The following is a 17199-nucleotide window of genomic DNA, read 5'->3' on the forward strand; positions in this document are numbered from 1 at the left end:
TTAGCACTTTAAAACCGGATATCAAAAACAAAAAAGAGTGGAAGTAATACTTCCACTCTATATCTTTTACGTAATTACAATAAAAAGCGATTTAAGCGCGGTTTATTTCTACGTCTTATAGCGATTCTTCAATGATTTTTGGCGTTACAAATATCAGTAATTCACGCTTCTGCTCAATTGCGGTTGTTGACTTGAACAAGTTACCAACATAGGGCAAATCTCCCAACAATGGCACTTTCGATACATCATTAGTACTAACTTGTTGGAATATGCCACCGAGTACGATTGTTTCACCATTTTCAACCAGTACTTGAGTACTAATTTCTTGTGTATCAATAGCAATCGCTGGCCCTGTTGATGTTGAAACAGTGTCCCCGCGAGTATCCTGAGTAACCACCAGATTCAATATGATACGATTATCAGGCGTTATCTGTGGAGTGACTTTTAGGCTAAGAACCGCTTTCTTAAATTCCACCGATGTTGCGCCACTTGAAGTTGCTTGTACAAAGGGAATTTCTGTACCCTGCTCAATGTATGCTTCCTGCTGGTTGGCAACAGTAATACGTGGGCTAGCAATAATTTCCCCTTTATTTTCTGATTCTAATGCGCTTAGCTCAAGATCAAGGATGTTGCCATCGACCAAGTTGGCAATTTGAAAACCAATAGTACCTGCTGCACTGGCAACGGGTAGGTTGACATTTAACCGATCGCCAATATCAGGAACAAGACCTTGCCCCGCCGTATCAGCACCTACTATAGAACCTGAGGTATTAGAATCGCTTCCCGATCCAGTGAAGCCCCAACGAACGCCCAATTGCTCATCAACGTTGTCACGAACGGTTACCATGCGTGACTCGATGAGTACTTGTTTAACCGGTACGTCAAGTGCATCTATTACTTTCCTGGCTTCGTCAATACTCTCTTGAGTATCACGGAGTAAAAGAGTGTTGGTTCTGCTATCTACCGTCACTGTTCCACGGCTTGACAGAATACCACCATCTGTCGTTTTAAGTATGGTTGCGATGTCTTCAGCGGTTGCGTAGTTTATTTCGATGTTAGCTGCTTTTAGCTCGGCTAAGTCTTGCACCTGCTGCTTTGATTGCAGTTGCTGAGTTTCACGGGCAGTCAGTTCTTCGGTAGGCGCGACTAACAAAATGTTGCCTTCTAGTCTTTTGTCCAAACCACGAATCTTGAGGATCATGTCAAGTGCTTGGTCCCACGGTACACCAGAGAGTGTGATCGTCACATTACCCGCCACGGTGTCAGTCGTAACTAAGTTAAAGCCATTAACTTGAGCAATAATCTGTAAAACTTGGCGCACTGGCACGTCTTGGAAATCAAGTGATATTGGCTCCCCTTCGTATGCAGTCTCTTGTGTTTGTTCAACTTCGTCTTTGGTTAATGGGGTAACAGCAAGCGTAATAGTGTTGTCTTCTTCGCTCTTGCGAATCCTAACCACACCATCGTAAACAATCTCGACTTTAGCAGTATCGGCGTCTTGAAAGGTTTCAATGCTTTTCACCGCAGTACCAAATTGACTCACATCTACTTCAACATACTGATCGTCTGCAAGTACCGTTTTCTTCAGCGTGAGTGTAACAGACCCCTTTGCCTCTATTACGTTAGCGACAGGGCTGCGCCTGTCAAAACCAATTATTACATTGCCTGTTGTAGCTGAACGGTTGAAGTCGATGCTTGTTAGGGTTGATGTGTTTTCCAAAAGCTTGTCGCCGGCTGGGTCGACGAGGTCGACTAGCTTAGCTGGCTCCTGAGCAACTGCGCCCAAGCTAAAAACCGCTAAAACAAATGCTACAACTAGGAGCCAGTTTGGTCTGTTGCCATTTAAGCGCTTATTGAAAATATATTTATCAGACATTGTTGTTTTCCCCAGTTATTGATGACATGGTTAATGTGGCGTTTTTTGTTTTCCAACAACCAGCACCGTCAGGTATCATTTCTTCAATAACCACTTCTTTTTCCGTTATGTTAGTAATTTTTCCGAAAAACAGGCCAATGTGTTGACCACGTTTCGCTTTGTGTAAACTGCCATCATTGGCTTGAATAAGGGCATATTGTTGTCCTGCTATAGAGAAGACTCCAGTCATCTGTAAAGCGTCTATACCATATGCCTCTAGTTTTTCTTTTTGTCTCTGTCTGTTTGGCTGCGAACAATTTGCCGTTTGGACTTCAACCGGACCTGAAGCGTCATTGCGTTGCTGAAACCTCTGAAAAGGGCTACGCAAGTCGGAAGCTTCATAATCGACAGGGTCTAATTGCACGAACTCTGGATAAGGTTCAATGCTCACATTTGTATTTGCTTTGACACTTTCTGTGTATGCAATTAAGTCGTCTATTTGGGCGCTACAGGCTCCCAAACCTAAACAAATAGGGAGTAATAGTAAGGATTTCTTCATCATTTCTCCTCCCCGTCAGTTTTAGTGTCAGTGCCTGCGGAGCGGTAGGTTCTTGCCTGCATTTTTAAACTTAATTCGCCCCGATTATTCACGATATCAAAATCGTGCAGAGTAACAATTCTCGGCAAATTGGCGACGTTCGAAGCAAATTGTCCGAATTCATGATAATTTCCAGCAACTTCTAGTTGAATAGGTAATTCCGTGTAAAACTCCTTCGGGTCCTCTTGCTGCCAATTAAGCAGTTTGAATGATAGTCCAGCATCAGTTCCGACAAAAGTAATATCGTCTAAAAGACCAGGCGTTTCATTGCTTGTAGGTAAGGTCTTAAGCATCGATGAAAAATCCTTTTCAATCCGCACTAATTGCTCTTCATAAGCGTTTAGATTTACGGCGATGCGATATTTTGATTCGAACACATTTCTCAGTTCAGATTCTTTATTTTTTGCTGAGTCAAGCTGCGGTAATTTACTACTGATGATTGCGTAATAGCAAATTGCACTAACCACAACTATACAAAAAATTGCCACAACTGTTTTAATTTCTTTAGGCCAGATGGCGACCTGTTCGAAGTCTAAATCGTTGACTTCCTTTAATTTTGAAAAATCAAAAGCCATTAGCGATTCCCTCCTTGGGCCAAATCAGTTTCTTCATTAGGTGCAACTTTCGGTGTGATTGAAAAGGTTAATTTAAAATCACTTACTGCGTTTGAGGTGCTTACGTCAGCCGTTATAGATGAAAGCACGCCGCTAGTAAAGACTTCTGAACGTTCTAAGTTGCGCATAAACGACGATAATCGATTGTTTGATTCGCTTATGCCAATGATTTCAATAGTATTGCCATTTCGCGACATTTTTTCAAATGATACGCCGGCGGGCACAATTCGCGCTAGCTCGTCAAAAATGATTGGTGACACATTTTTACTAACCTGAAGTTGTTCGATAAGTGCCATTCGCTGCGCAATTTGGCTTTTTGTGTCGCGTATATCTCTGATACGTTGAATCTGCCTATCAAGCACTTCGATTTGCTGGTTAAGGTAGTTATTTCTTGAATTTTGATTACGTATTTGTTGCTCAATCACTTCGCTTAGCAGCCAGAAAACGGCAAGTACGACAAGTGATATAACAACAAGCGAGGCTACGTATTGTTTTTTGTGACGCTGACGTTGTGCTTCACGCCAGGGTAATAGATTTACATGTGCCATTGCGAATAACTCCTACTTGCAAGACCCATCGCAATTGCTAACTGAGGAGCATATTTGTTGAGCTTTTCAGCATCCACGCCATCACTCACAGTTAAATTGGAAAACGGGTTAAAGGCTTCGACTTCTATGCCTAGGTCCTTGGTTAAGTCTTCAACAATACTTGGCAAAGAACCTGCTCCACCTGCTAGTAGAATTTTTTCAGGTTGTGCTTTGTGTGTTGTCGATACGTACATTTGTAAGGCACGCTGTATTTGTTGCTGCAGTGCCGACAGAAACATTGGTAATGTGTCGCGGAACCATGATTCTGGGGCTGTACCCTCGGCGATTTGACTCTCAACTTCTTGAATATCGAGAGTATGGATAACAGCTAAATCTTGCACAAATTTGTTCATGCCAAAGTTGTGTTCTTTGCTGTATATCACCTCGCCATCTTCTACAAAACATACTTGCAGCAGACTTGCCCCTACGCTGATGCAGCATGTGGGTTTGTCTTTTCTGTGCGTTGCGAAATTCACAAGGGAGTTACCCAAGGCGTATCCTTCAATATCCATAACTTTCGGTTCAAACGGCGCTTCACGGACGAGGGTGATTCGACTATCAACCATGTCCTTGTGGGCAGCACTTAATAGTACTTCAACCTTACCCGAATGCAATTTACTTTCACCCAATTCTTCAAAATCGAGGTATACTTCTTCAAGTGGATAAGGGATTAAGCTATCAGCTTCGATTTCGATTTGGCTTTCCAGTTCGAAATCCGTCTGATTCGGATCCATGAAGACAACCTTTGACAAAACAGATGCGCCAGCAACGGCTATCGCGACATCCTTATTTTTTGTTTTTAGATTGTGTTTAATCTTCTTCAACGACTTACTTACTGCGTCGAAGTCTTTGATCTCGCGCTCGTTGAAGGCCGAGCCTGCGATTGGCTCGCAAGCGAAAGCATTTACTTTGGCGACAGATCCACTAACATCTAGGCTAATAGCCTTGATATATTTTGTTCCGATGTCTAACCCGATAATACTTTGGGCTTTTTTCTTAAAAAGCGATTTCATTCAATAGTAGCTCTGCGTAAGTTCTAGTATCATAGTTACAAATAATACTGATTTTTTAAACCCGTATGGTTCTGTTAACGACACCTAAGTATAAAAATTGAGTATTTTACCTGAAAATAACCAATGTGAAAAATAAACCGTGAAGTTAATCAAGACACTCATATTACTGACCATAGTCGGATTCATTCTAACTGTTTTTAGCATCATAGGTATGTATTTTTATCTCAAACCGGAACTTCCTAGTGTGGAAGTGCTTCAAGAGGTAAAATTTCAGACCCCTATGAGGATTTTTACCAAAGACGGTAAACTGATATCCCAATATGGTGTAAAACGAAGGATACCAGTTTCTCTCGACGATGTCCCCGAAACCTTAGTTCAGGCATTAATTGCCACTGAAGATAGTCGATTTTATGACCACATAGGCGTTGATCCTATTGGTGTCGCACGTGCCTTCATTAACCTAATTGTCACGGGTGAAAAGGGCCAGGGGGCTAGTACATTAACTATGCAAATGGCTCGAGGCTTCTTTTTAACGAGAGAGAAAAAGTTTAGTCGCAAAATTCGAGAGCTCTTCATTGCCTTGCATATGGAGCAAGAATTAACGAAAGAACAGATACTTGAGTTATATCTTAACAAGGTAGAATTGGGTCATCGTGCTTTTGGTTTTGGTGCGGCTGCTCAGGTTTACTACGGTAAGAACCTTAATGAGCTAAATTTAGCCCAGATTGCCACCCTCGCTGGGCTTCCACAAGCACCGTCTACACTTAACCCAATTAGTCGCCCCGAACGGTCAAAAGAGCGCCGACGTATAGTGCTATTGCGTATGCTTGATGAAGGCTATATTACGCGGCAACAGTTCGATGAAGCTTCACAAGCGCCAGTTTCTGCTAAAAAGCATGGTGCTGAACTAGCACTTGATGCTCCCTATCTAGCTGACCTTATCTATAATGAAATGGTTGAGCTCTATGGTAAAGATATTGCAGAAACTAGCGGTTTTAATGTTTATGCAACGGCCACATATAAGATACAAAAAGCAGCGCAAGAAGCGGTTGTACAAAATCTCCATGACTATGACGAACGCCACGGTTTTCGCGGCCCGCTAGCGCAACTTTGGCAAGCTCTTCCGGCCTTAACAGAACTCACGATTGAGGCTGAGCAAAACAGCACAGATGCGGCTATCGGCGATGCTTTCTTGATTAATCAACAGCTTGACTTGGTAACCCGAGATGAGCGCGAAAACCCTGATGCTTGGCCACTTGAAAAGATAACTGCCTACTTGGATAGTGTTGAAGAAATTTCACCTTTAGTACCTGCCGTGGTGTTAAAGGTACACAGAAAAAGCGCTGATGTAGTAAATGCTGAGGGTGAACAAATTGAACTTCCATGGGAAGGGTTGGATTGGGCAAGAGCTTATATCGACGACCACACTCAAGGCGAAGACCCTAAATTTGCGCCTGATATTCTTCAAGAAGGTATGCTGGTGTATATCCGAAAGAATGTCGAAAAAGACCTGTGGCAACTCAGTCAGTTCCCAAGTGCCACGGGAGCATTGGTTGCTTTAAATCCGAAAGACGGCTCTGTTCAAGCTGTTGTAGGAGGGTATAGCTTCTATCACAGCCAATTCAATCGAGCGACGCAGGCAGAGCGACAAGTAGGCTCTAACATCAAACCTTTTGTTTATTCTGCGGCTATTGATAATGGTTACAATCTCGCCAGTATCATTAATGATGCTCCTATAAATCAATGGGATGCGACATCAGGTGTAGCATGGCGACCACAAAACTCTCCGGCCATTTACGACGGCCCGATACGTATGCGCGTTGCACTTGGAAAGTCGAAAAACGTCGTGTCTGTTCGATTATTGCGGGGTGTCGGCCTCGACAATACAATTGACTATCTCACCCGTTTCGGCTTCGACAAAGACGACATCCCACGCGACGAAACTCTTTCTTTAGGTTCAGGCTCGCATACACCACTTGAACTTGTTACAGGCATTGCAAGCTTTGCAAATGGAGGCTTTGCGGTTCAGCCATATTTCATTGATAGGATAGAAACAGATTTAGGAGAGTTAATTTGGCAGGCTGATCCACTCTACGCCTGTGACCCCTGTGAACAAAGGTCGGACACAGCGAATGTTGAGCAGAACGATGATATCACTTCAACAAACGAGCAAGATATTGAAGCAATGCTCGCTGCTGAGTTTGGTCAAGCTAACGATGTTGAAGGCGAGAGTAAAGAAAAAGTGATGCGCTCAGCGGAGCGGGTTATTAGTAAGCAAACAGCTTTTCTGGTGTCGGAAATGATGCGAACAGCAGTGAGAGCAAATGGGAACTGGAATAACAAAACTTATTGGCTTGGAACGGGCTGGCGTGCCAGAAACATCCTTCAACGAGAGGATATTGGCGGTAAAACCGGCACCACCAATGATTCTAAGGATACTTGGTTCAGCGGTTTTGCTGGCGACTTGGTGGCAACCTCGTGGGTTGGCTTCGACGACAACTCTCGCGAATTAGGACGGGCTTCACGTAATCAAAATATCATTAATAGAAACCCAGAAAAATTTAATTGGATAGGTAATGGAATGATTGGCGTGGAAGACGGAGCAAAGAGTGCTCAGCCAGCATGGATTCGATTTATGCAAGCGGCGCTTGTTGATTCGCCGGAGGCCGTGAAAGTCATTCCTGAAAACATTGTGCGTGTTCGAATTGATAGAAAAACGGGTAAGCTGACACGTCGTACGGATCACACTGCAATGTTCGAGTATTTTAAAGTTGGCACTGAGCCTACCACTTATGTAGTGGACGATGAGTTATCATTACCTTTAGATGAAGATAAAGAAGAACAGCCTGAAATTGAAAATATCTTTTAATTAATTTCTGGCTGTTTACAAAAAAACAACAATAATCATTATGATACGGCACAAAGAGAATTAACGAATGAGTGACAATAGTCAGCATAATCATCTTTACATCCCGCATGCAGGGCCTTCCTTGTTGGAAACGCCATTACTTAATAAAGGTAGTGCTTTCACAGAAAAAGAGCGTAAGAACTTTAACCTGCTGGGCTTATTGCCGCCTCGCTATGAGAGTATTGAAGAACAAGTTTCCCGTGCATACAAACAATATAAGAGTTTTGAGAATCCCTTAAATAAACATATTTATTTGAGGGCGATACAAGACAATAACGAAACCTTGTTTTATCGCTTATTACAGGCTCACATCGAAGAAATGATGCCAATCATCTATACACCAACTGTAGGTGACGCTTGTGAGAGTTTTTCTGATATTTATCGTTCGTCACGTGGGCTTTTTATTAGCTATGAGGAGCGTCATTTAATGGATGATATTCTCCGCAACGCTACCAAACGCAAAGTAAAAGTGATTGTTGTAACAGATGGAGAGCGCATACTAGGCCTTGGCGATCAAGGCATTGGTGGTATGGGGATCCCAATCGGTAAGTTAAGTTTGTACACAGCGTGCGGTGGTATCAGTCCAGCCTATACTCTGCCGGTGATGCTAGACGTTGGCACTAATAATCCCAAGCTGTTGAACGACCCAATGTATATGGGGGCACGACACGAACGTATTAACCAAGAACAGTATGATGAATTTTTAGATATGTTTATTCATGCCGTTCAACGCAGATGGCCGGAAATCATGATTCAGTTCGAAGATTTTGCGCAACCAAATGCAATGCCACTTCTGCAGCGCTACAGAAATGAAGTGTGTTGTTTTAATGACGATATTCAAGGCACTGCGGCCGTGACACTTGGCACTATTTTGGCAGCTTGTCGTGTTCGTGGTGCAAAATTATCGGAAATGAAAGTCGTGTTTGTGGGAGCAGGATCGGCTGGATGTGGCATTGCCGAGATGCTTATTCAACAAATGGTATTCGAAGGTTTGTCGGATATAGAAGCTCGCGCTCAGGTATTTATGATTGATCGCTTTGGTTTAGTCACCGAGGGAATGGAAGGTTTGCGTGATTTTCAGCAAGCACTACAACAACCTAATGCTAGGCTACAAGATTGGACTTATAGCGGCGAATACGCTTCACTTCTCGATGTTGTTAACTGTGCGAGGCCCGACGTATTGATTGGCGTATCGGGGCAACCTGGTTTGTTTACAGAACAAGTCATAAGCGCAATGGCCCAGCACAGCGAGAAACCTATTATTTTCCCGTTAAGTAATCCATCTAGACAGGTTGAAGCACGTCCTGAACAAGTAATTGAATGGACTGACGGCAATGTAGTTATCGCCACAGGAAGCCCTTTTAAACCGGTTGAATATAAAGAAAGGATATTTCCTATCGCGCAGTGCAATAACAGTTATATCTTCCCCGGAATTGGTTTGGGTGTCATTGCAGCTAAAGCGCGTTTAGTCAGCGATGAGATGTTAATGGCAGCAAGTAATGCACTAGCAGACGCTTCGCCTATGGTTAATGACCCGAAAGGCGAATTGCTGCCACCGCTTACCCAAATTGGTAGTCTGAGTCGTAAGATAGCATTCGCGGTGGCTAAAGTTGCCATGGACCAAGAGCTCGCACTAAGACTTCCAGATGAGGTCCTCGAGCAGAAAATTGAAAGTAATTTCTGGAAAGCTGAATATCGGCCTTACAAAAGGGTCAGTATCTAAGTTGACAGCAATGCTATCTTTGTTCGCTAACTAGGGAACAGAGATAGCATGTACACTTTACTATTGCGGGTGAAGTTGTACATTTCTTTTTTGCCCGCAGGTAGTTTATCAATCGTTGTTCCTTCGAAACCCTGTTCTAGGAACCAATGGCCGGTTACGGTAGTTAGCACAAATAGTCTATCGAGACCACTCAATATTGCCTTTTTACGAATTTCATCCAGTAGACGTTCGCCTCGGTTTGCACCGCGATAGTCATGATGGGTTGCCACACAGGCCAGCTCCCCACAGCCATCGTCAGGGTACAAATAGAGTGCTGCACAAGCGATGATCATTCCATCTCGCACTATTACGGTAAATTTATCTATTTCACTTTCCAGTCGCTCGCGTGACCGTTTTACCAAGGCACCACTTTCTTCCAGTGGCTTAATTAACCGTAAAATGCCACCAACATCGTCGATCGTCGCCGTTCTAAGCTGTTCATAGTGATTTTGCAAAACCAAAGAACCTGCACCGTCGCGGGTGAAGAGTTCTTTCAGCAAAACACCATCGGTGTGGTAGTTAACGCAGTGTGCACGCTGAACACCAGCCTCAACTGACGCAATCATGGCGGTAATACAAGTTTCTTCTGCATCGATATTATTGAGTGCACGTTGTTTTTTGAGCGTATTAAGCTCAGTAGTTCGAAGCAGTTTACCTTGTTTGTTGAAAATTCCGTCTTTTTCCGAGAGCGTGATAATTTTATCAGCCTTTAAGGCGATTGCAGCCTTAGTGGCTACATCTTCATGGGATAAGTTAAATACCTCACCGGTGGGGGAATATCCCATGGGCGACAATAAAACAATAGAGCCGTCATCTAAATGATCGTTAAGGCCTTGCACATCAACTCGTCGCACTAGCCCTGTGTTCTCGAAGTCGATACCATTTTTGATGCCGTAAGGTTTAGCTACCACCAAGTTGCCAGAACACACTCGAATTTGCGAGCCATGCATTGGGGAGTTGGGCAAGCCCATTGTTAACAGTGCCTCAATTTGACTACGCAAGCTGCCTGCAGCATCTTTTACACACTCTAAAGTGTCTTTATCGGTGATTCTGATCCCGTTTTCAAAATGAGATACTTTTGAGCGAAAAGCCAGTCGTTTTTCTATCTGTGGGCGAGCACCATGGACTAAGACTAATTTCACGCCCAAACTATTCAGCAAGGCTATATCCTGAATGATCTTCGGAAAATTCGGGTCTTCAATTGTTTCACCGCCGAACATGATCACAAAAGTTTTACCTCGGTGGGCATTGATATAAGGGGCTGAGCTTCTAAAAAGCCTAATGCCTTCGGAATCAGAAAGTGCCATGGCTTGCCTCATTCATCACGTTAACTAACGCGCTAAGATTCAGTAAAAGTAAAAATGTCATCGCAGAAAATTGCCGCATGAGCATATTAAGTGCCTTGTTTAAATGACCTTGTCCAATCGTTCTAATTCAACATAGAGCGCTCTTGTTACCAATTCTTTATTGGTGCCGCCGAGAATGTTTCTTTTGTTCAATACGGCCTCAAGTTCTAGAACTGGGTAGACATCGTCGTCGATTTCAGCGTGCACGGCTTTTAAGTCGCTTATACTTAAGTCTTCTAAGGCCTTATTCATCGAGATAGCTTTGACCACTGCTTGGCCAGCAATATCGTGAGCGGTTCTAAATGGAATACCTTTCTCGACAAGATAATCAGCAAGCTCGGTGGCATTGGCATAGCCTTGTTGAGCTGCTAAACGACACCTTTCTTCATTCAATGAAAGGCTATCTAAGACCTCAACAGCGATACATAGGCAAATATGCCATTGATTAACACTATCGATAGCGCCTTCTTTGTCTTCCTGCATATCCTTGTTGTATGCAAGCGGAAGGCCTTTCATAGTAACTAGCAATGCTTGCAAGTTACCAAATACTCGGCCACATTTTCCGCGCATCAGCTCGAGGGCATCCGGATTTTTCTTTTGCGGCATAAGAGAAGAGCCAGAGGTAACGGAGTCACCAAGCTGCAAAAAGCCAGCCTCACCACTATTATAAAAAATCAAATCTTCAGCCATACGCGAAAGGTGCATCATACTAGTACTGGCATTGAATAAGAGCTCAAGCACGAAGTCGCGGTCTGAAACAGCATCAAGGCTATTTAAACAAGGTGAATCGAAACCAAGTTCACTTGCTATTTCGTAGCGGTCTACGGGAAAAGTTGTTCCGGCTAAAGCTCCGCTCCCGAGAGGACATTGGTTAAGACGCTTTTGCAAGTCGTCAATGCGGCTAATATCACGCTTAAACATTTCTACGTAGGCCAAGCACCAGTGCGCAAAGTAAACTGGTTGAGCACGCTGGAGGTGGGTATAGCCAGGAATAATTGCGCCGTCATGACGGGCTGCCACTTTTAGCAGGGCCTTGATAACACTGCTACAATCACTTCGAATGGAATCGAGATGTGACCGACACCATAAACGAAAGTCAGTTGCGACTTGATCGTTTCTGCTTCGACCTGTATGAAGTTTGCGCCCAATATCGCCTAACTCCTGAGTAAGTGCCGCTTCTACAAAACTGTGAATATCTTCCTCAGGCGAAGCACTGAAATCGAGTTCTCCGTTCTCGGCTTGTGACTTTAACTTTGTTAAGCAGCTCTCTAGTTGCTGCTGCTCGTCATTGCTTAGCACCCCAGCCTTACATAGTGCACGAGACCAAACGATAGAGCCCCACATATCTTCCGCAGCCATTACATAATCGAACGGCAGAGAGTCATTTACCTGCTTAAACATATCACTGCTTCCAGCTTGGAAGCGTCCACCCCATAATGCCATTGTCTTTTCCTTAACCTTGTTCTTTTAGTGCTTTGATTCTGCTCGATAAGCTGAACAAACGGATGAAGCCTTCTGCATGACTTTGGTTGTATACATCGTCTGCGCCAAAAGTAGCAAAGTCTTCTGAATATAGGCTGTTAGGCGATTTGCGTTGCACGACAGTGGCTTGCCCTTTATAAAGTTTTACGACAATTTCGCCAGTTACTAATTTGGCAAAGCTTTCCGCGCCTGCTAGCAAGGCATCATTTAAAGCGGTAAACCAACGGCCGTCGTACATTACGTGAGAGAACTCTAAGCCTAGCTGCTCTCGATATTTAAGTGCAGACTTGTCCAGCACTAAGCATTCTAGTGCTTTGTATGCCTTCATCAGCACAGTTCCGCCAGGTGTTTCGTAGCAACCACGCGATTTCATGCCAACAAGACGATTCTCCACGATATCAATACGACCTACGCCATGAGGTGCCGCAAGTTGATTAAGTTCTACAAGTGCTTTGTATGGCGAAAGTGCCTGACCGTTCACATGAGTGAGTCGACCTTCATCGAACGCTAAGGTAATGTGTTCCGGCTTGTCGGGGGCATCTTCTGGATCGGTTGTCATGGTCCACACTTGTTTGCTCGGCTCACACCAAGGGTCCTCAAGTTCACCACCTTCATGCGAAATATGCCACGCATTTGCATCACGGCTATATATTTTCGTCGCCGACGCCGTCGTTGCAATGTTGCGGCTAGCAAGATAATCAAGTAAATCTTCGCGCGAGACCATGTCCCATTCGCGCCAAGGTGCAATCACTTGGAGATCTGGTGCTAGGGCTGCAAACGCACCTTCAAATCTCACTTGATCGTTTCCTTTACCCGTACAGCCATGACTCAGTGCGTCTGCGCCAACTTTGCGGGCAACTTCAACCTGCGCCTTCGCAATTACTGGGCGAGCCATTGAGGTACCCAATAAATATTCACCTTCGTAAACAGCGCCAGTGGTTATAGTTGGGTAGATAAAGTCGCGAACAAACTCTTCTTTCAAGTCGACGATATGACACTCGCTTGCACCAGACGCTATGGCTTTATCATGCAAACCTTCAAGCTCTTCATCACCTTGGCCAACATCGGCAGCAAAAGCGACGACTTCACAATTGTAGTTTTCTTTTAGCCAAGGCATGATTGCCGAGGTATCTAATCCACCAGAGTAGGCTAATACTACTTTCTTAATTTGGTTTTTATTTTCTGTTAAGGCCATTACTTTTCCTTTTCTGAACTGCGAATATTTATCTCGCAGTTCTGTTTGATTTTAAAGTGTTGCTAATAAACTGGGATATGTTAATGCAGTTTATGAATCTTGCTTTCCAATTAACGCTACCATGATGGCATTTTGAGCATGCATCCGATTCTCTGCTTGTAGCATAAGTAAGGATTTATCGCTATCCATAAGACTACTCGTAATCTCTAAGTCGCGATGTGCCGGCTGGCAGTGCATCACAAAACTGGCGTTGGTTTTCTGCATCAACGCTTCGTTAACCTGATAGGGAGCAAATTTCTCTTTTATATCTGCCAATGGCGTATCGTCACCCATCGATAGCCAAGTATCTGTGTAAATAATATCTGCTTTTTCTAGTTCATCAATGGAGTTCGAAATTGTGATGTCGACATTGTTTTCGTAGGCCAATTTTGCTGCATGTTGAGCAATGTTTGGTGATATTTCAAAACCTTTTGGTGTAATAACAACTTGATTGCAGCCAAGCAGAGCGCCAACGATTAAGAGTGAATGGGTTACATTGTTGCCATCGCCGACATAGGCCATGGTTTTACCTTTGACACTACCGAATTTCTCAGCCATTCCCAAATAGTCGGCGAGTGCCTGACAAGGATGATACAAGTCGCAAAGCGCATTAATTACCGGCACTTTTGCACCTTGCGCTAAATCGACTAGCGTTTTGTGCTCATAAACGCGAGACACGATGCCATCGGCCCAACACGCTAAATTCGCCCCCACGTCTACGGGGTCTTCTCTGTCTTTTAACGGGGCACCTTGGCTATCAACATAGACTAGATGACCACCCAATTTGTTGATGCCTATATCAAAGCTCACCCGAGTGCGAAGAGAGGGCTTCTCAAAAATAGCCACAATGTTTTTGTTCGCAAGCGCTTGATTATAGTTTTCTGGTCGCGCTTTTACATCCAGGGCTAAGTCAAGCAATGCGTTCATTTCTGCACTCGACCAATCACTGAAGGTAAGTAAATCATTTTTATTTGAAAATGCTGTCATTGTCGTCTCATTTAGGCGAATAATTCGCCGTGGTAAATTATATTTATTGTAGGCATATTCGCTTGTGCTAGCTGGGCTGAATTTGCGTGCCACTTCGCGTTGCTGTTAACCCTGTAAGCGCGGCTACGTCACTCCAATTACCAATAGTCACTGGCTTATTCAGCACGGTCGTTGCCTCTTGCGCTGCTCGCACTTTCACTTCCATACCGTCGGTAATTACCTTCGATTGAATGAGGGCCTCTATCTCGTTATTGTTTAAGCTTGGCAGTCTTTTTTTCTCATGATCCAATACACCAGAGACATCACATAAAAAATACAAATCTGCATAAAGAAGAGATGCAATACAGGCGGCGGCTTGGTCTGCATTTACGTTAAATAAACGCCCTTCATCATTGCTACCGATAGAGCAAATAATTGGCAGTAAATCAGCATGCATAAGTTGATGTAATAATTTTGCACTACGTGCTTTGGGATAACCGACAGCGCCCAATTTTCTGTCAATCTCCACGCAATCAGCAAGGTTGCCATCGGCCAAGGATATGCCCACTCCTGTTAGCTCATACTGACTTGCCATAGCCACTAATTTTTTGTTTAAGGTGCCAGCAAGCACACCTGTAACGGCAGGCATTTGTTCATCTGGAGACACGCGTAAGCCCTGATGTTTTTTGGTTTCAAACCCTAAGGCAGTTAGCTGGGTTTGAAGTTGTGAGCCACCGCCATGCACTATAGCAACGTTGAAGCCTTTGTCTCTAAGCTTTTTAATATCACTAAAAAACTGCTCTTGTGCATTGGCATCTTCGAAAAAGTTACCACCAACTTTAAATACGATGTTCGTACTTTGCATTTTCATTCGTCCTATTTCTTGGCCGTTGCAGTCGTCATAAACGAGGGTAAAAGACCTGTAGCAGAGTGCAAACCGCTAGCAATATTTGCGCATTGAAGTGCCTGAGAAGCTGCTCCCTTGAGTAAATTGTCGATAACTGAAGTGACCACTAAATAGCGGCTATTTTCGTCGAACTTCCAATGAAGATCACAGAACGGCGTGTGCGCAACATCATCGATTTTTGGCCACTGTTTACGCAGGCGAACAATATCAGAGGACGCATATTTGTTAATATAAAGGGCATCGATATCATCCGCGCTAACGCCGTCTTTAATAGCTACAGTGACTGTAGCTAATATACCGCGTTTGAATTGCCCAAGGTGTGGAGTAAATATGACTTTAGTATTTGCATACTCCTCAATTTCAGGAGTGTGACGATGCCCCAATACGCCGTAGGCTTGAAGACTTACCTCAAAGAAATTAGTTGTGGCACTGGGCTTTTTACCGGCTCCACTTACACCAGAAGTTGCATTAATCACCGGGCGCTGTTTCGAGTCTACTACGCCAGCGTCGGCTAATGGTTTCAACGCCAGCAACGAAGCCGTGGGATAACAACCTGGAACAGCGACGAAGCTCGCCCTTGCTATTTGTTCTTCATGCCATTCGGCTAGACCATAAACAGCTTCTGATAGAAGTTCCTTTTGCTTATGTTCAAAACCATAATACTCGGCAAAAATAGCCGTGTCTGAAATACGAAAAGCGCCAGACAAATCGAATACTTTGGCTTTACCTCGGATCAAAGAGTCGGCCCAATCATGGCTAGCCTCATGAGGGGTTGCTAAAAATATCAAATCGAAATCGTTTGCAGTTCTAGAAAGCGCTTCAGCGTTTAGTGCTTGCAAGTGAAGTTCATTTGCATCGCTGCTCGTGACTTGCGTTAAATGAGGATGTACTTCACTAATTGCTTTGTTTGCGTCACTGCTATTTTCAGACACAAAACAGGCTGATAGGGTAAACAGTGGGTGAGCGTTTACTAGAGCTATAAGTTCCGCGCCGGTATAACCGCTAGCGCCAATGATACAAGTTGAATACATAAATAAATTCTTATTAGGAGTGAAAAATAGATCTTGCTTTAGCAGGCTCGAAATACCCTACTAAAGCAAGAAAAAATAACGACTTGACTAGGAACAGTTACCTAGCAGATCGTTAAACATGCACCGCGCATCGTCGCAGTGCTAGGGAGAAGTTGCTAATTTTTTGCAAAATGCATAAGTATTTAATGTTAAAGACTTTCTGGCTCACTGATTTTCATTCCGCTCGTTGATATACATTCAATGCTATCTTGTCGCTTGATATTGCGACACAGCTCTAATAAAGTGAGATAGTAAGTTTTTATGAATAAATATGCAATAAAAATAAATAAATAAATGGTTTTTGTTTTGCTCTATATTTACTTGTACTCAGTGAACAAAGTCAATATATTGAAAAGCCAAGTTAATAATCACGAAAATATATATGCAAAAGAAAACAATTGCCCTTGTTGCTCACGATCACAAAAAACCAGACTTAATAGCGTGGGCACAAAAAAATAAACACTACCTCGCCAAAGTTAATCTTGTCGCAACAGGCACAACGGGCGGCTTGCTAGCCGAAAATGTAGGTCTGAAGATTAAGCGCTTTAAAAGTGGTCCCTTAGGTGGAGACCAACAAATCGGGGCGCTGATTGCAGAGCAAGCACTTGATGTGTTGATTTTTTTCTGGGATCCTATGAACCCTGCACCGCATGATCCTGATGTGAAAGCTTTATTGCGTTTATGTTCAGTTTGGAATGTACCAGTGGCGTGTAACCTCGCAACTGCCGACATGCTAATTAGCTCCCCCTTGTTCCACGACGAAAACTTCAAACCAGAGCTACCCGTTTACTAGGTTTCAAACGCGAGCTGTTGTTTAGTATTGCTTATTTTTGCCGATAGCTAATGTAACCATTGCT

Annotated in this window: 14 protein-coding genes; 3 read left to right on the forward strand and 11 right to left on the reverse strand. The window is 43.6% G+C overall.

Features of this window, described 5'->3' with window-relative positions; translation table 11 throughout:
• Nucleotides 1-115 precede the first annotated feature (115 nt).
• Genes ISG33_RS10230 through pilM form a run of 5 tightly spaced genes read right to left on the reverse strand, consistent with a single transcriptional unit; the run spans nucleotide 116 to nucleotide 4667 of the window.
• Entirely contained in the window at nucleotides 116-1876 is a 1761-nt protein-coding gene (locus ISG33_RS10230) for a type IV pilus secretin PilQ (RefSeq protein ID WP_195733492.1), read from the reverse strand.
• Nucleotides 1869-2414, reverse strand: a complete 546-nt coding sequence (locus ISG33_RS10235) for a pilus assembly protein PilP (RefSeq protein WP_195733776.1) — start codon at nucleotides 2412-2414, stop codon at nucleotides 1869-1871. The genes ISG33_RS10230 and ISG33_RS10235 overlap by 8 nt, the downstream gene beginning before the upstream one ends.
• On the reverse strand, nucleotides 2414-3028 hold the full coding sequence (locus ISG33_RS10240; protein WP_195733493.1) for a type IV pilus inner membrane component PilO: 615 nt from the start codon (nucleotides 3026-3028) through the stop codon (nucleotides 2414-2416). Before ISG33_RS10240 ends, ISG33_RS10235 begins: the two co-directional genes overlap by 1 nt.
• Nucleotides 3028-3615 (reverse strand): PilN domain-containing protein, encoded by a 588-nt coding sequence (locus tag ISG33_RS10245; RefSeq protein WP_195733494.1) that lies wholly within the window; start codon nucleotides 3613-3615, stop codon nucleotides 3028-3030. The genes ISG33_RS10240 and ISG33_RS10245 overlap by 1 nt, the downstream gene beginning before the upstream one ends.
• Complete coding sequence (gene pilM, locus ISG33_RS10250; RefSeq protein WP_195733495.1) at nucleotides 3603-4667, reverse strand: type IV pilus assembly protein PilM; 1065 nt, start codon at nucleotides 4665-4667, stop codon at nucleotides 3603-3605. Before pilM ends, ISG33_RS10245 begins: the two co-directional genes overlap by 13 nt.
• Before the next feature lie 139 nt (nucleotides 4668-4806).
• Between pilM and ISG33_RS10255 the strand changes: the two genes are divergently transcribed.
• Together ISG33_RS10255 and ISG33_RS10260 are read left to right on the forward strand one after the other, a co-directional pair.
• Nucleotides 4807-7536: a penicillin-binding protein 1A gene (locus ISG33_RS10255; protein WP_195733496.1), complete on the forward strand. Its 2730-nt coding sequence runs from the start codon at nucleotides 4807-4809 to the stop codon at nucleotides 7534-7536.
• A gap of 67 nt (nucleotides 7537-7603) precedes the next feature.
• Nucleotides 7604-9298: an NAD-dependent malic enzyme gene (locus ISG33_RS10260; RefSeq protein WP_195733497.1), complete on the forward strand. Its 1695-nt coding sequence runs from the start codon at nucleotides 7604-7606 to the stop codon at nucleotides 9296-9298.
• Between the two features lie 26 nt (nucleotides 9299-9324).
• On the opposite strand, the gene argA is transcribed toward ISG33_RS10260, so the two are convergent.
• The 6 genes from argA to argC form a co-directional block, all read right to left on the reverse strand.
• Nucleotides 9325-10644: an amino-acid N-acetyltransferase gene (argA, locus tag ISG33_RS10265; protein ID WP_195733498.1), complete on the reverse strand. Its 1320-nt coding sequence runs from the start codon at nucleotides 10642-10644 to the stop codon at nucleotides 9325-9327.
• 99 nt (nucleotides 10645-10743) lie between these two features.
• Nucleotides 10744-12126 (reverse strand): argininosuccinate lyase, encoded by a 1383-nt coding sequence (argH, locus tag ISG33_RS10270; protein ID WP_195733499.1) that lies wholly within the window; start codon nucleotides 12124-12126, stop codon nucleotides 10744-10746.
• Between the two features lie 10 nt (nucleotides 12127-12136).
• A complete protein-coding gene (locus ISG33_RS10275; protein WP_195733500.1) occupies nucleotides 12137-13360 on the reverse strand; it encodes an argininosuccinate synthase in 1224 nt (407 codons plus the stop codon).
• Between the two features lie 90 nt (nucleotides 13361-13450).
• Nucleotides 13451-14386 (reverse strand): ornithine carbamoyltransferase, encoded by a 936-nt coding sequence (locus ISG33_RS10280; RefSeq protein WP_195733501.1) that lies wholly within the window; start codon nucleotides 14384-14386, stop codon nucleotides 13451-13453.
• Nucleotides 14387-14453: 67 nt separating this feature from the next.
• The gene (gene argB / locus ISG33_RS10285) at nucleotides 14454-15230 is read right to left on the reverse strand and encodes an acetylglutamate kinase (RefSeq protein WP_229333530.1); all 777 of its coding nucleotides are present in this window, start codon (nucleotides 15228-15230) and stop codon (nucleotides 14454-14456) included.
• An 11-nt stretch (nucleotides 15231-15241) separates the two neighbouring features.
• Nucleotides 15242-16303, reverse strand: a complete 1062-nt coding sequence (gene argC, locus ISG33_RS10290; RefSeq protein ID WP_195733503.1) for an N-acetyl-gamma-glutamyl-phosphate reductase — start codon at nucleotides 16301-16303, stop codon at nucleotides 15242-15244.
• Nucleotides 16304-16724: 421 nt separating this feature from the next.
• Between argC and ISG33_RS10295 the strand changes: the two genes are divergently transcribed.
• Entirely contained in the window at nucleotides 16725-17135 is a 411-nt protein-coding gene (locus tag ISG33_RS10295) for a methylglyoxal synthase (protein WP_195733504.1), read from the forward strand.
• Nucleotides 17136-17199: the final 64 nt, after the last annotated feature.

The sequence above is a fragment of the Marinibium conchae genome, assembly GCF_015595035.1.
Classification (GTDB): Bacteria; Pseudomonadota; Gammaproteobacteria; order Enterobacterales; family Alteromonadaceae; genus Glaciecola.